A 14306-nucleotide genomic window follows, 5' to 3' on the forward strand; every position below is an offset into this window, starting at 1 on the left:
TCTGGGTTTAGGATGTACTTTTGTAGAAATACATAACAATTATGTTCTCTAAAATACAACCTGTTCGTTTAAAACAGCTTTTTATACTTAGTGCCGGCTCTATAGTAGTGGGCAGCCTCGCAGCTATTTTAGGCCTTGCTTTAAAACACCTTACTGAGCATTATGAAGACATACTGCTTAACCGTGCCGAAGATAATAAGCTCTGGCTAATACTTTTTCCGATTACGGCACTCTCCCTTATTTACATCTTAAGGTTTTACCTTTTTAAAAATAAAGAAAACAAAGGCCTTAAAGAAGTTTTTAACAGCACAAAAACAAACGACCAGTTACCGGCTTATAAAATTCCGTCGCACTTTATAAATGGTTTCCTGACCGTAATTTTTGGAGGAAGTACCGGTATAGAGGTAAGTACTGTTGTAGCTACTGCAGCAGCAGGCTCATTAGCTTCAAAAAAAGAACCACTACTAAAAAAATATAAAAGCGAGCTTATTTGCGCAGGTGTAGCCGCCGGTATAACAGCACTATTTAATGCGCCGCTGGCCGGGATGCTGTTTGCTTATGAAGTTATCATCAAAAAACACCGCAAAACATTTGCCATCAGTACCTTTATTGGGGCAGCTGTTTCTTACGGTTTTACATATGTGCTTAATGAAGCACCTTTACTTAACCTGGACATCAAACACTGGCATCTGTATGCCCTACCGTGGTTTGTGTTACTGGGTATATTAGCAGGCTTTCAGTCGGTTTACCTTACCCGAAGCGTAATATTCTTTAAAAAGCAGTTCCTGAAGTTCACAAACCCGTATTTTAAGATTATTACCGGAGCAATAATTATAAGTACCTGCCTTATACTGCTTCCGCAACTCTATGGCGAAGGCTACCATGCCATAAAAGAATATATAGCCACGGCTAACACATCTGTATTCAGCCTCTATTTCTTAATTACAATTGTAGGATTATTGCTACTGAAACCTGTAATTACAGCAATTACGCTTTCCGCGGGTGGCGATGGCGGTGTGTTTGCCCCGGGGTTGTTTCTTGGTGCATTCCTTGGCCTGTTTACGGCTGTGCTATTAAATACATTTTTTGATGCCGGTGTTATTCCTCTTAATTTCATGATTGTGGGTATGGCAGCTGTTTTAAGTGCCGGCATTCACGCACCGTTTACTGCCCTGTTTTTAATTTGCGGACTTACTAATGATTATACTCTTGTAATACCATTATTAATAGCTGTGCTTGTTGCAAAGTATACTGCGGCGCGCCTCTACCCATATACCGTGTATACCTATGCCGGTTAATAAAATAAAACGCAGCTACCGCAAGGCACGTTATGTAGTATACAAAGAAACACTGTTAGACTATAGAGAACATTTTTGGGCTTTTGTAGGTTCATTCGTAGGCCTTGGTACTATTGCCTGGCTACAATACAAAACATTCTCACCACAGGAACTCGTTTTACTCATAGGATCATTCGGAGCTTCATGCGTATTAGTATATGGCGTTATAAACAGCCCGCTGGCACAACCCCGTAACCTTATTGGCGGACACGTAATTTCTGCAATTATTGGTGTAAGCGTGCAAAAACTGTTTCCAGACTTGTTATGGCTGGCAGCTCCACTCGCGGTATCGCTATCTATTGTAGCCATGCAAATTACCAAGACACTGCATCCGCCCGGGGGTGCAACGGCGCTCATAGCCGCTACAGGCAGTCCCCAACTAAAAGCACTGGGGTATGGTTATGTACTTTCGCCTGTACTTAGTGGCGCGATGATATTGCTCATCGCTGCACTTGTTTTTAATAATATCTATAAGCACAGGCAATATCCGTCTAAGCCTACTGTTATTGCGATTAAAAAACAATTGAAAAGGTTTTCCCGAAAGTAAATTATGTACCGCATTATTTGTTATTTTTAACTTACAATCTGTCGATTATAAATTTTTGGAGGCTACTAAAAATTTGTTTAGTAACCAGTGGCAGATATGCAATGTAATAATACACGATGATAAATATTTCTAAAATACACCACACAGCCATTATATGTGCTGACTACGAGGTTTCAAAAAAGTTTTATACCGATGTATTGGGACTTACTATAGTACGCGAAGTGTACCGTGCAGAGCGTGATTCTTATAAACTGGATCTTGCACTAAACGGACATTACATCATTGAACTATTTTCTTTCCCTGCACCACCATCAAGGCCATCAAGGCCAGAAGCGGCGGGGCTTAGGCACCTTGCCTTTGAAGTTGCAGACATTGATGAAACAATAAATTTCCTGCACAATAAGGACATTGCTTACGAACCGATGCGTGTAGATGAGTTTACCGGAAGCCGATTTACCTTTATTGCTGACCCAGATGGGCTGCCTATAGAATTTTATGAGGTTAAGGAATGAAAAGACATAGCTTTATTTTAATAACAGCGATACTATTATTTGTTTCGGGCTACGGGCAAAGCAAATCTTTTAAAAAAATTGCCTCAGAGCTCAACACGCTTACAGAATACTACAATAGTTTGAGTCCGTTTGATCATGGGTATTTTTCATTAAAGGAGCATGGCATAACAGCTAAAGAGATGGCGACGACTGATCATGATTTTTCAGCAGAAAAAGATTCTGTAGATGTAAGCACGTTACAGCAGTATTATCAGCTTAAAATTGAAGAAAAACTCAAACAACTTATACAGCATAAAGAGTTTGGAAAGTATGACTTAAAACGTTTAATTACAATTGATTTCATAAAATCAGCAGACAACAACCTATATAATTTTGTGTATGACGAAAATACCGGAGGTACCTATCGCAGCAGGGTTTCATATGTTTACTTTAAGGGACAGAAAGAAGATCCTGCAGAAGATTTTTATGACTATGACGGCTATGGCTCTGTTGAAATTATCAAAACTAAGACAGGCACAAAATACCTGCTTGAGGGTTCTGTAATGGGTTGCGGTACCTGCTGGGGGCAATATATAAAACTTGTGTATTATAATAATGGCATTGCTGTTGAAGACTTTAGTTATAAACTGATTACCCAAACACCTGAAGAAAGTTATATTGAATATGATGCACACAAAAATATAATAACGGTACAATATATTACAGACGATTTCAGGAGTTATTGCTATTGCAATGAATCTGATAAAAATGAGATGCCTGATAATAACAATACGGAAGGTGAAACCTTAAAACGTAAATGTAGCTGTGTATATAAATTTGATGGCAACACCTTTATACTCAATCAGCACGATGATGTACCTCTTAAATACTGATGCTGCTCATACCTAAAATTTCTAAAATTCCAAAAGCAGCTTTTTAAAATAATACTTTACCTTTGACCTATTAAAAACACTACGATTATGGTTTACAAATTTAGGGTGATACTCGATGCCGAGGAAGATATATTCAGGGATATTGCTATCCTTGAAGAAGATACGCTGGAAGACCTGCACAATGCCATTGTTAATGCCTTTGGTTTTGACGGACTTGAGCCGGGTTCATTTTACACCTGCGATGATGACTGGGTACAGGATGAAGAGATACCGCTTTTTGACACCGGAGATACCCCGGGCGAACAAAAAACCATGGCAGATTACACGCTTAACACCATACTGACTGAAGAGGAAACTAAAATCATTTATGTGTATGATTTCCTTAATATGTGGACATTCTTTGTAGAACTTGCCGCTGTTGAAGAACCTGAAAGTGGTGTTGCCTACCCAGACCTTTTGTTTGCTCATGGCGAAATGCCGGCTTCATCTCAGGATCATGCCTTTGGTGCAGAAGAAGAACAGGATGACCTGTATGGCGAATTTGACGATGATTATGATGATGAAGACCTTGATATGTTTAACGACGAAGGTTTTGAAGATTCAAGCTTTGACGACCATAATTGGAATTAATTTTTGAGGCACTAAGTAACTGAGTGACAAAGTCGCAAAGTTTAAAAGTACCCTATAGATATCCTGAAAAATGCTTTATTTTAGTAGCAGAACTTTGCATCTCTGTTACTATGACACTTTGCTACTCTTAAAAAATGATCAACTTATTTAATACCAATATCGACAGCTTGTCGGTACACCGTGTAGGCAACAAGAGCCGCAGCGAAGCTATATTTTTATCTGAACAGACCTATAAGCCGTCTGATGAGATTATGCCATTACTTAAAGAATATTTCTTTAAGCCGTTTCGTGATAAGGAGGAAAACTATTTTCAGTTTGCCCATGATGTACATTTAGATTACCACGATATGTATAACCTGGCTACAGAGATTTTTACAAATCCGGGTAACGCACATGAGGTATCAAAAAAAATTACCAAGCACCTTTTTGAGCAGTCTAACCACCCACATATCAAAAATGGTGAGGTATATGTTGCCTATCTTACAAATCTTACCATAGACAATAACCCTGTTGATGCGATAGGTATATTTAAAAGTGAGATAAAAACTGATTTCCTTCAGTTTGAAGAGAATGGCTCTAACATAGAGGTTATGCTACAACAGGGTATCAACCTTAACAAGCTTGATAAAGGCTGCCTTATTTTTAACTATAAAAAAGAAGACGGTTACAAGATACTTACCATAGACCATAACCGTTATGATGCCCGCTACTGGTTAGAGCATTTCCTTTCGGTAGATGCTTTTCAGGATGAAAACTTCATGACTAAAAAGTATATGAAATTTGTGCAGGATTTTGCTAAAGATGTTGTACTTCCGGCAGAAGACAAAAAAGAAGAGGTTATGTTTATGAACCGTTCTGTAAACTATTTTGCAAAGAACGATGAGTTTGAAGAAACGGCATTTCTAAACGAGGTTATTGATAACCCGGATATTATTTCTGAATTTAAGAACTATAAAGTAGAAAAAGCGCCAAAGTATAGTATTGAAGATGTTACCTCCTTCCCTATTGCTAATGCTGCTGTTACTGATGCACGTAAAAAGATAAAGAACGTTATTAACCTGGATACAAATATTCAGATAAAAATGGACTTTGTAAATCCTGAAAGTGCCGAAAAATTTGTAGAAAAAGGCTGGGACGAAGAAAAACAGATGTACTATTATCTTGTTTATTTTAACAAGGAAGAGAAGAGTTAATTTATTCTTCACAGACATAAAATCAAGAAGCCTGCGGGCTTCTTTTTTTTGCTGTTAAATGTTTGATAAAACATTAACCCTAAATTATTTTTAAGATATTATTTAGGTTTAATAGATTAATTTTCGCATCAGAAAAATTGTACTAAATGAAACCCCTTTACTTAATTGTTCTTTTAATTGCACTGCTTGGCTGCCGTTCATTACACGCGCAGGATAAGCCTGTTGCAAAAGATACCGTTAAGGAAAGAAACGACCAGAGGTACAAGAAACTTGAGAACTACTCTAAACGAAAAAAGTTCACTAAGTTTATGCACAAACTCTTGTTCCGGCCGGTACAGGAACAAAAATCATCTCAGGTACGCCGCAAGGTTAAAGACCGTACACCCGAAATGAAAAATACCTACGACAGGTATGAGGGTAAAATTGTGCGCCGCATTATTGTAGAAACCTTAGACCCGTTTGGTTTCTCAATTTCAGATACTACCAGAAAGCCTAATAATGGACTGCATAAATTTGGTAACCGTATACACCTCAAAACAAAAGAGTTTACCATAAAAAACCTGCTCCTGTTTAAACGTAATAAACCTCTGGATTCATTACTAATTAAAGACTCTGAGCGTTTAATTCGTTCGCAGCGCTATGTAAGGCGTGTAAATATTACGCCGCGCACTATTTCTGCCACCAGCGATTCTGTAGACGTATACATCCGGGTACTTGATTCCTGGAGCCTTATTCCTAACGGTACTGCATCTACATCACGTACACAATTTAGCCTTACAGAACGTAATTTTTTGGGACTTGGACACCAGTTCGAAAATGATTTTGATAAACGCCTCAATACAGGTAAAACCTCATATCTTGCGCGTTATACGGTTCCTAATATCATGAACACTTATATAAACTCTACCATTGCATATCAAATATGGAAAGGCGATAACTGGGTTAAGAGTATAGGTGTACAACGCAACTTTTTTAGTGCCTATACAAAGTGGGCCGGTGGTGTTTATGTAGAATCCCGTTTTGAACGGGATACGCTACCAAATGCGCAGCAACAATGGAACTGGCAAAATTTTAAATCAGATTCACAGGATTACTGGGCAGGTTATGCTTTTAAAATATATGAAGGCGAAACCGAAGAAGCACGCACTACACGCCTGGTTACCACTGGTCGCTATTATAATCGTAATTATAAAGAAACCCCAACTTTTGAATATGATTCTATAGGATTTTATAATGGTGAACAACTATATCTTGCCAGTATAGGCCTTACATCACGTAAATTCGTGCAGGATAAATTTCTATTTAATTATGACATTGTAGAAGATATACCGATAGGTAAAGTGTATTCTGTTACTTTTGGGCGGCAGGATAAGAACAACCAGCACAGGCTCTATTTAGGCGGGCGTTATGCTTTTGGTAACTACTATTCCTGGGGCTATCTTGGTGTAAATACCGAAGTTGGTTCTTTCTTTTATAAAGATTATACACAGCAAACCACATTGCGTATTGAAACACTTTACTTTACGAATATCAAAACACTTGGATCCTGGCGCATGAGGCACTTTATTAGCCCTACCATTGTTATGGGAGACAATCGTATGCCTATATATACAGACCAGCTAAATATTAATAATGATAATGGCATAGCCGGTTTTGACAGCCGCACATTAAAAGGCACAAAAAAAGTATTACTAAGCCTTCAAACCCAAACGTTTTCTCCCTGGAATATTTCGGGTTTTCGTATTAATCCATTTGCGAATGTAACAATTGGGGTTATTGGCGATGAACAGCACAAATTATATGAAGGACCTGTATATGCAAAATTCGGGTTGGGTGTTTTACTTTACAATGACTATTTAATTTTTAACAGCTTCCAACTGTCTTTTGCATATTATCCTAATATTCCTGACCAGGGGTATAATATATTTAAGACAAACAGCATACAAAATACTGATATCCGCCTGCCAAGCTTTGAAGTTGGAGAACCATTGGTTGTACCGTATCAGTAAGGTATATACTCATTAATAACATATTACGGACATGGTTTATTCTTAAATCTAAATTATCAAATCTAAATTCATTTCCCGCGTAACAAATCCACTTACATCTCGTCTAACTTTTAGAACCAAATAAAGCAAAGACTGTGGAAACAATACTAACCGTAAGCGGGCTCCATAAAAAATTCAGAAAAGTACACGCTGTAAACAACGTTTCTTTCGAAATACAAAAAGGTAATGTATATGGCATCCTTGGCCCTAATGGAAGTGGTAAAAGTACCACGCTGGGCATCATATTAAATGTAGTAAATAAAACCGAAGGGTCATATAGTTGGTTTGGCGGTAAAGCCCAAACCCATGAAGCACTAAAAAAAGTAGGAGCTATAATAGAGCGCCCCAATTTTTACCCATACATGACCGCTTATGACAACCTTAAGCTGGTATGTAAAATTAAAGGTACTCCTCTGACCAAAATTCAGGAAAAATTAGAGCTTGTAGGCCTTTGGGAACGCAAAGACAGTAAGTTTAAAACCTTTTCCCTTGGTATGAAGCAGCGCCTTGCCATAGCCTCTGCCCTGCTTAACGACCCTGAAATTTTGATTCTTGACGAACCTACCAACGGCCTCGACCCCCAAGGCATACGCCAGATACGCGACCTTATAACACAAATTGCCGCACAAGGCACCACCATACTGCTTGCCAGCCACCTGCTTGATGAAGTAGAAAAAGTGTGTACCCATGCGGTGGTTTTGCGCAAAGGCGTAATACTGTATACCGGTACGGTACAGGGTATGATTAGCAATGAAGGATTTTTTGAACTGGCATCAGATGATAATGATAAGCTTACAGCACTGCTATCTGCCCATGCTGCCGTTGATAAATTAGAAATGACTGACGGTAAGATAATGGTTTACCTAAAGCAGCCTCTTGAGGCAGGCGCGCTAAACCATTACCTCTTTACTAATGGTATATGCCTTAACCACCTTGTAAAGCGCACGCACAGTCTTGAAGAAGAATTTATTAAACTAACCGGTAACCAAAACTAATCATGAAACGACTACTTTCTATAGAACTGCAAAAGCTGTGGCAAAACCGCGCCAGCCGCATACTTATAATCTCTTACTTTGTAATACTATCATTCATAGCATTTATTGCATCCATCAGGATCAACATACTGGGCATGGATTTCAGGATTGCAGACCAGGGTATTTTCAATTTCCCGTACATTTGGCACTTTAACAGTTATGTTGCCATACTTTTAAAATATTTTCTTGCCATAGTAATCGTTTCAATGATGGCAAATGAGTATACTTACGGTACCCTGAAACAAAACCTTATAGACGGCCTTAGTAAAGAAGAATTTATAAAGAGTAAGATCTTAACCGTACTTGCCTTTTCTGCTGCCTCTACCATTTTTATCTTTGTAATGAGCCTAATCTTAGGGTATAGTTTTTCATCATTTACAGAGCCATCTATAGTACTTACCGGCCTTGAGTATATACTGGGCTACTTTATAAACCTGGTAGCCTTCTTTTCATTCTGCTTGTTTTTAGGTATCCTTATAAAACGTTCGGCTTTTGCCCTGGGGTTTATATTTGTATGGTTTATAATTGAAAAGATAGCTGAAGGCCTACTGTGGAGCAAAGTTTTTGAAACCAAAGAGGCACTTAATAGCGTTACACAATTTTTCCCGTTAGAGTCTATGAGTAACCTGCTTATAGAGCCTGTAACCCGTTTTAAAGCTTATAAAGCTATAGAAGGGCAGGTATCTGGTGCACATGCGGTTAAAGACTACGCAGTACATTGGTACACCATAGGTATTGTACTTTTCTGGACGGTGATATTCAACTTATCATCATACAAAATCCTGAAAAGAAGAGATTTATAATAACAACAAAAAGGGCAGTAAATTTAAACTTACTGCCCTTTTACTTTATACTTAGATAATTAGTATTTTACACCCAGTTTGGTAGCATTAGCCTTGGCTGTAGGTATTTCTTTAGTAATGTTGCTTATACGAGTAGCATCGCTTGGGTGGGTACTTAAAAACTCAGGCGTGGCACTACCACCTGCCTTAGCAGACATTCTTTGCCAAAATGCCAAAGCATTATCCGGGTTATATCCTGCTATTGCCATAAGCGTAAGACCTACTTTATCTGCCTCGCTTTCCTGGCTACGGCCAAAAGGTAATATAGCACCATATTGCGCCCCTAAGCCATATGCCTGCTGAAATATTTGTTGTGTAGACTCTGTTTTACCAGATGTAGCTACTGCCACACCCTGAGCGCCTAGCTGCGCAAGCATATCAGTACTCATACGCTGTGCACCGTGGTTTAGCAATGCGTGTGCTACTTCATGGCCTAAAACTGTTGCAAGGCCAGATTCGTCTTTTGTTATTGGCAATATGCCACTATATACCACAATTTTACCGCCCGGCATACACCATGCGTTTACTTCATTGCTCTGTACCAAATGGTATTCCCATGCGTAGCCATTCAGGTATTCTGATTGCCCTATAGAGGCAAGATATTTTTCGGCTGCAGCCTTTATCTTTTGACCTACGGCTGTTACCATAGCAGCATCTTTAGTACCCGTAATAACTTTATTCTCTTTCAGGAATTGGTCATACTGGGCAAATGCTGTTGGGAAAATTTCACTATTAGAAACCAGGCTCAGGTTACTTTTTCCGGTAAACGGGTTTGTACTACAGGCTGCAAAAGTAAGTGCTACAGCAGCAGTAAGTGTTATTATTCTTTTGTTCATGGTGCGTGTTTTATGTATTGACCAAAATTATAAAAATTATGTGAGAATAATTTTCGAAATAACACCGCTTTAAGTTAAACTATTGTGAATATCACTAACATTAAAGTACTGAATAACAAGTAACTTAAGAAATCATTATGATTGCATATTAAAATTAAGTGTAAATTTGACTAACTTTTATTTGTAAGATAATCCTGTTATGGACGATAACGCCACTAAATATAACAGCTCTGTAAAAATGCCTAAAGGCATTATAGCAGCCATTAAGGTAATGGAAACGGTATCGCCTAAAGTAGCGGCTAAGTTTGCCATTCGCCTGTTTACAACCCCCATGCGCTATACCCTGCCCAAACGGGAGGAAGTAATGGATAAAATGTCTGTTCAGACACTCGTAAATGTTCCTGCGCTAGGTAAAACCATACAGGTATATCAATTAGGAGACAATGCTAAGAAAGTACTGTTAGTACATGGCTGGAGTGGCCGTGGCACACAACTGTGCAGCATAGCCGAAAATCTGGTAGAAAAAGGCTATTCAACAATTAGCTTTGATGCTCCTGCCCACGGAAAATCGCCGGGTAAAACCAGTGATATGACCGAATTCATTGCAGCAATATTACATCTGGAGAAAGAGTTTGGGCCGTTTGAGTTTGCCATTGGGCATTCGCTTGGTGCTATGGCCGTATTAAATGCTATCAAAAAAGGGCTAACCGTTCAGAAAGCCATTACCATAGGCAGTGGCGATATTGTTAAAGATATTATGGATAGCTTTTGGCAAAAATTAGGCATGGATATTGCCACAGGTACATTAATGATAAACCTCTTTGAAAAAAAGTTTGGCGAAACTGTAAATAACTATTCTGCGTATGTTGCAGCAGCAGCGGTTACTATTCCTGTACTGGTAATACATGATGAAGAAGACGAAGACGTACCTGTAACAGCTGCACACCATATAACAGAATACCTTGCACAGGGCAGCCTTATAATTACCAAAGGTTTAGGACATCGAAAAATTTTAGGCAATAAAACCGTAATTAAACAAATAACCGGATTTTTAGGAATATGAAAAATATAATAATGGTACTTGCGCTGGTTATAACGCTAACCTCCTGCCAGGGACAGGATAAGAAAAAAGAAACAAAGGCTACCGAGATAGCAACCTCAAAACAAAAAGGCAAATTTGAGGTGACCAAAACTGATGCCGAATGGAAAGCGCAACTCACACCGCATCAATATGAGGTGCTACGTGAAAAAGCTACAGAGAGGCCTTTTACAGGAGAATATGATGATTTTTTTGAGAAGGGTACTTATGTATGTGCTGCTTGTGGAAATCCTTTATTTAAAAGCGATACAAAATTTAACTCACACTGCGGATGGCCATCTTTTGACCAGGCCATAAAAGGATCTGTTGTATATAACCATGATGTAAGCTTTGGTATGGATCGCACCGAAGTTATGTGTGCAAAATGTGGTGGACACCTGGGGCATGTTTTTGATGATGGCCCTAAACAAACTACCGGAGAGCGTTATTGTACAAATTCAGTATCAATCAAATTTATACCAACAGCTAAAAAAGATTAATTTTCAGGATAGAGAGCTCTAATTTTATGCTCTGCCCCCTACTATATATTTATGAAAGACTATAATATAAAAAAGACCGAAGCCGAGTGGAAAGAACAACTCGGTTTTGAACGCTACAAAATATTACGCCAGGCCGGTACCGAATTTCCTAACAGCGGGCAATATAATCTGCATTTCGAAAAAGGAACCTATTGCTGTGGCGCCTGCGGCGAACCTCTTTTTGAAAGCGACTCAAAATTTAAATCGAGCTGTGGCTGGCCGTCTTTTGATGATGCCATACCCGGAAAAGTAGAATATATTAAAGACAACTCTTTTGGAATGCAGCGTGTTGAAATATGCTGCGCCAACTGCGGTAGCCACCTGGGACACGTGTTTGATGACGGCCCTACCGAAACCGGACAGCGCTATTGTGTAAACAGCGCATCGGTCGATTTTAAAGAGTAAAAACAATAACTAAATGTTATTTTACGTAAATTGCTTTTAAAATATTGTCTTATGATTACTAAGGAAAAACTAAGAAGTTATATTAATGATATGCCCGATGAAATTTCAATTGATGAATTAATTGATCGCCTGGTATTTATTGAGAAACTTGAAAACCGAATTTCAGAATCTGATAAAGAAAATGTTTTAGATGAATCTGAGATAAAATCTGAAATGATGAAATGGTACACCATGGAGCAAGGGACTTAAAAATCAAGATAAGAGAATAAAATATTTAGAACAACAATAAACAGCTGTCCATACATAGGGCAGCTGTTTGTGTTTTAAAAAAAGTTGTAATTTTAATTATGGATTTATTCAAACAAACAGACTGGCCAAAGGCACTACGCCCACTTATTGAAAAATACAGGGACAAGCAGCACCCCCTGGATTATAAAAACATCTATCAATTAATGGTTATGGTGGTGCTCAGCGCGCAGGACAGTGATGCACACATCAACAAAATCGCACCTGCTTTCTTTGAAAAATATCCTGACATGAGAGCTTTGGCTAAAGCAAATACACAAGAACTTACTGATGCCCTTAGTGATGTACGTTTTCATGGCAATAAGATAGCGTGGCTGCAGGATATTGCATCTGAAGTTAAGGAAGATAAGAATATTCCAACCACAATGAAAGAACTTACGGCACTGAAAGGTGTGGGCAGAAAATCGGCTAATGTAATAAAACGCGAAGCCGGCACAGAACCTGAGGGGATAATGGTAGACCTGCATGTGTTGCGTGTAGCGCCACGACTGGGCATAGCCAAAGGTAAAAATGCCGATAAGGTAGAGAAAGAACTTATGGAAGCCCTTCCTAAAGATATGTGGGGCGAAATTGGTATGGCACTTTCTTTTCTTGGCAGGGAAACCTGCCGCCCTACCAACCCTAAACATAGCGAGTGTATTGTTAGCAGCGTATGCGATTATTGCCTTGCCCAAACATAAAAAAAGAAGGCTGCCTAAATATAGACAGCCTTACTTTACTAACTTTTTCCCAATAAAACTTTTTCTTTTTATGCCTCCAGTGCTTTTTTAAGTACTGTTACAGCATCTGTAGCGTTGCTTAATTGTGCATATTTAAGAGCCGTGTTGCCTTTATCGTCGGTTGCTTTTATTTGCGCACCTTTTTCTAAAAGCAGCCCTATAATTGCTACCTGATTGTATCGGGCTGCAAGCATAAGAGGTGTAAGTCCATTCGATTTTTCATTGATATCGGCGCCATATTCTATGAATTTCTTTACCGTTTCAATGTCTCCCTTCACAATAGCAACGGCCAGTGGCGTGGCATTCTTGTATTCTGTAACTAACCCAAAATTTAAAACTGTTGATGCGTTAGCCACTGCTGAGTTGCTAAATAGTGCCACAAGGGCAAAGCTCACATAAATGATCGTTTTTTTCATGATAATTGAATTTTTGATGATTGATTATAATTTTTGATTGTTTTCGTTATACAGCGGTTGATTAGGCCGCTTTAAATAATAGACGATTACAAGAAGGAAAACGTTACTGCAAAAGAGATATTTAACATATTTTTAACATTTACTTTCTTACTATGCCTGCATACAAAAAGCATATAAAACTCAATAAAACCAAGGCATATGAGATGAAAATTCAGCCAAAAAAAATTATTTAGTAGTCCGTTTTATTTTTGCTCCCTGACGTACAATGATCTCTGATCCTTCGGCAAGATAAACTGATAGTGGTGTTTCATCTTTAAGAAAAGCGAACTCAGCACCATATACACTTTTAAAGTCTACATCTATCTCATACTCTTTTACAGGATATAACTGCCAACGCGGATGCCCAACTTCATATTCGCTTGTTACCGCATTGCTTATTTTAGTATAACCCCAAAAGTGCTCTGTAATAAACTCTTCTTCACTGCCAACTACAAGGTCTACAGGATTTTTATCTGCAATAACTTTAAGGTTATTCCAGTTGCCCTGTTTTTTCCATCCGTAAGAAACAGTTAGGTTATCTCCATCAGTTACCCAGATATGCCGTGTAGGCAGGGTTTCATAATTTTCGCGGTACAGCAGGTTTGCTACCATTGTAAGCGCGGGCCTTGGCACAATTTCTTTAATAAAAACCACACCGCGTTTTTCGCCGGCAGTATGTTTATGCTTCACATAAAATCGCAGGTTAATCTCTTCAAAATTTATATGATAAGGTATTTTCATTTTTAGCACCTTGGTGTCTACAAACATAAACCCCACAAGGCTTACATAACACGTGCCATTCCACAGGTCCAGTTCAGTGTTGTAAGGCAGGTAAGGCTTAAGTATTTCTGGGTCTACAGCATAGTTTGTCATAACCAGCTTGCGCCATTGTGCATCTAAAAAAGTACGTTTTGTAATAACTTTCGCTTCTTTCATATAAAATTCATGCCCAA

General features: G+C 38.6%; 17 protein-coding genes. 14 read left to right on the forward strand and 3 right to left on the reverse strand.

The window, feature by feature from the left end; translation table 11 throughout:
* Nucleotides 1-41: 41 nt before the first annotated feature.
* From DYH63_RS08000 to DYH63_RS08040, 9 genes are all read left to right on the forward strand, one after another.
* Nucleotides 42-1298 (forward strand): chloride channel protein, encoded by a 1257-nt coding sequence (locus DYH63_RS08000; RefSeq protein ID WP_116788310.1) that lies wholly within the window; start codon nt 42-44, stop codon nt 1296-1298.
* Nucleotides 1288-1884 (forward strand): HPP family protein, encoded by a 597-nt coding sequence (locus tag DYH63_RS08005; RefSeq protein ID WP_116788311.1) that lies wholly within the window; start codon nt 1288-1290, stop codon nt 1882-1884. The genes DYH63_RS08000 and DYH63_RS08005 overlap by 11 nt, the downstream gene beginning before the upstream one ends.
* 116 nt (nt 1885-2000) lie before the next feature.
* Nucleotides 2001-2396, forward strand: a complete 396-nt coding sequence (gloA2, locus tag DYH63_RS08010; protein ID WP_116788312.1) for an SMU1112c/YaeR family gloxylase I-like metalloprotein — start codon at nt 2001-2003, stop codon at nt 2394-2396.
* Nucleotides 2393-3268, forward strand: a complete 876-nt coding sequence (locus DYH63_RS08015; protein ID WP_116788313.1) for a hypothetical protein — start codon at nt 2393-2395, stop codon at nt 3266-3268. Before gloA2 ends, DYH63_RS08015 begins: the two co-directional genes overlap by 4 nt.
* Nucleotides 3269-3355: 87 nt before the next feature.
* Nucleotides 3356-3898: an IS1096 element passenger TnpR family protein gene (locus tag DYH63_RS08020; protein WP_116788314.1), complete on the forward strand. Its 543-nt coding sequence runs from the start codon at nt 3356-3358 to the stop codon at nt 3896-3898.
* Nucleotides 3899-4032: 134 nt separating this feature from the next.
* Nucleotides 4033-5091, forward strand: a complete 1059-nt coding sequence (locus tag DYH63_RS08025; protein ID WP_116788315.1) for a nucleoid-associated protein — start codon at nt 4033-4035, stop codon at nt 5089-5091.
* 146 nt (nt 5092-5237) lie between these two features.
* Nucleotides 5238-7100 (forward strand): hypothetical protein, encoded by a 1863-nt coding sequence (locus DYH63_RS08030; RefSeq protein ID WP_116788316.1) that lies wholly within the window; start codon nt 5238-5240, stop codon nt 7098-7100.
* Nucleotides 7101-7234: 134 nt separating this feature from the next.
* Nucleotides 7235-8134: an ABC transporter ATP-binding protein gene (locus DYH63_RS08035; RefSeq protein ID WP_116788317.1), complete on the forward strand. Its 900-nt coding sequence runs from the start codon at nt 7235-7237 to the stop codon at nt 8132-8134.
* A 2-nt stretch (nt 8135-8136) separates the two neighbouring features.
* Nucleotides 8137-8976: an ABC transporter permease gene (locus tag DYH63_RS08040; protein WP_116788318.1), complete on the forward strand. Its 840-nt coding sequence runs from the start codon at nt 8137-8139 to the stop codon at nt 8974-8976.
* 59 nt (nt 8977-9035) lie between these two features.
* On the opposite strand, the gene DYH63_RS08045 is transcribed toward DYH63_RS08040, so the two are convergent.
* Complete coding sequence (locus DYH63_RS08045) at nt 9036-9851, reverse strand: M48 family metallopeptidase (protein ID WP_116788319.1); 816 nt, start codon at nt 9849-9851, stop codon at nt 9036-9038.
* A gap of 199 nt (nt 9852-10050) precedes the next feature.
* Between DYH63_RS08045 and DYH63_RS08050 the strand changes: the two genes are divergently transcribed.
* From DYH63_RS08050 to DYH63_RS08070, 5 genes are all read left to right on the forward strand, one after another.
* Nucleotides 10051-10914, forward strand: coding sequence for an alpha/beta fold hydrolase (locus tag DYH63_RS08050; RefSeq protein ID WP_116788320.1), 864 nt, complete (start codon nt 10051-10053; stop codon nt 10912-10914).
* Nucleotides 10911-11429, forward strand: coding sequence for a peptide-methionine (R)-S-oxide reductase MsrB (msrB, locus tag DYH63_RS08055; protein ID WP_116788321.1), 519 nt, complete (start codon nt 10911-10913; stop codon nt 11427-11429). Before DYH63_RS08050 ends, msrB (DYH63_RS08055) begins: the two co-directional genes overlap by 4 nt.
* Nucleotides 11430-11480: 51 nt before the next feature.
* Nucleotides 11481-11873 (forward strand): peptide-methionine (R)-S-oxide reductase MsrB, encoded by a 393-nt coding sequence (msrB, locus tag DYH63_RS08060; protein ID WP_116788322.1) that lies wholly within the window; start codon nt 11481-11483, stop codon nt 11871-11873.
* Between the two features lie 51 nt (nt 11874-11924).
* Nucleotides 11925-12122 carry a hypothetical protein gene (locus DYH63_RS08065; RefSeq protein ID WP_116788323.1) on the forward strand — a complete coding sequence of 66 codons (198 nt, stop codon included), beginning with the start codon at nt 11925-11927 and terminating at the stop codon, nt 12120-12122.
* 98 nt (nt 12123-12220) lie between these two features.
* Entirely contained in the window at nt 12221-12859 is a 639-nt protein-coding gene (locus DYH63_RS08070) for an endonuclease III domain-containing protein (RefSeq protein ID WP_116788324.1), read from the forward strand.
* A 68-nt stretch (nt 12860-12927) separates the two neighbouring features.
* On the opposite strand, the gene DYH63_RS08075 is transcribed toward DYH63_RS08070, so the two are convergent.
* On the reverse strand, nt 12928-13314 hold the full coding sequence (locus DYH63_RS08075) for an ankyrin repeat domain-containing protein (protein WP_116788325.1): 387 nt from the start codon (nt 13312-13314) through the stop codon (nt 12928-12930).
* 225 nt (nt 13315-13539) lie between these two features.
* Nucleotides 13540-14289: a YqjF family protein gene (locus DYH63_RS08080; protein ID WP_116788326.1), complete on the reverse strand. Its 750-nt coding sequence runs from the start codon at nt 14287-14289 to the stop codon at nt 13540-13542.
* Between the last annotated feature and the right edge of the window lie 17 nt (nt 14290-14306).

Source organism: Flavobacterium psychrotrophum (genome assembly GCF_003403075.1).
Lineage (GTDB): Bacteria > Bacteroidota > Bacteroidia > Flavobacteriales > Flavobacteriaceae > Flavobacterium > Flavobacterium psychrotrophum.

What these genes read in the sequence shown, in the direction of transcription:
- DYH63_RS08080 (WP_116788326.1), bottom strand. Translation starts at nt 14,289, where the DNA reads ATGAAAGAAGCGAAAGTTATTACAAAACGTACTTTTTTAGATGCACAA.
- DYH63_RS08005 (WP_116788311.1), top strand. Translation starts at nt 1,288, where the DNA reads ATGCCGGTTAATAAAATAAAACGCAGCTACCGCAAGGCACGTTATGTA.
- msrB (WP_116788321.1), top strand. Translation starts at nt 10,911, where the DNA reads ATGAAAAATATAATAATGGTACTTGCGCTGGTTATAACGCTAACCTCC.
- DYH63_RS08040 (WP_116788318.1), top strand. Translation starts at nt 8,137, where the DNA reads ATGAAACGACTACTTTCTATAGAACTGCAAAAGCTGTGGCAAAACCGC.
- DYH63_RS08030 (WP_116788316.1), top strand. Translation starts at nt 5,238, where the DNA reads ATGAAACCCCTTTACTTAATTGTTCTTTTAATTGCACTGCTTGGCTGC.
- DYH63_RS08065 (WP_116788323.1), top strand. Translation starts at nt 11,925, where the DNA reads ATGATTACTAAGGAAAAACTAAGAAGTTATATTAATGATATGCCCGAT.
- DYH63_RS08045 (WP_116788319.1), bottom strand. Translation starts at nt 9,851, where the DNA reads ATGAACAAAAGAATAATAACACTTACTGCTGCTGTAGCACTTACTTTT.
- DYH63_RS08050 (WP_116788320.1), top strand. Translation starts at nt 10,051, where the DNA reads ATGGACGATAACGCCACTAAATATAACAGCTCTGTAAAAATGCCTAAA.
- DYH63_RS08075 (WP_116788325.1), bottom strand. Translation starts at nt 13,314, where the DNA reads ATGAAAAAAACGATCATTTATGTGAGCTTTGCCCTTGTGGCACTATTT.
- msrB (WP_116788322.1), top strand. Translation starts at nt 11,481, where the DNA reads ATGAAAGACTATAATATAAAAAAGACCGAAGCCGAGTGGAAAGAACAA.
- DYH63_RS08015 (WP_116788313.1), top strand. Translation starts at nt 2,393, where the DNA reads ATGAAAAGACATAGCTTTATTTTAATAACAGCGATACTATTATTTGTT.
- DYH63_RS08000 (WP_116788310.1), top strand. Translation starts at nt 42, where the DNA reads ATGTTCTCTAAAATACAACCTGTTCGTTTAAAACAGCTTTTTATACTT.
- DYH63_RS08020 (WP_116788314.1), top strand. Translation starts at nt 3,356, where the DNA reads ATGGTTTACAAATTTAGGGTGATACTCGATGCCGAGGAAGATATATTC.
- gloA2 (WP_116788312.1), top strand. Translation starts at nt 2,001, where the DNA reads ATGATAAATATTTCTAAAATACACCACACAGCCATTATATGTGCTGAC.
- DYH63_RS08070 (WP_116788324.1), top strand. Translation starts at nt 12,221, where the DNA reads ATGGATTTATTCAAACAAACAGACTGGCCAAAGGCACTACGCCCACTT.
- DYH63_RS08025 (WP_116788315.1), top strand. Translation starts at nt 4,033, where the DNA reads ATGATCAACTTATTTAATACCAATATCGACAGCTTGTCGGTACACCGT.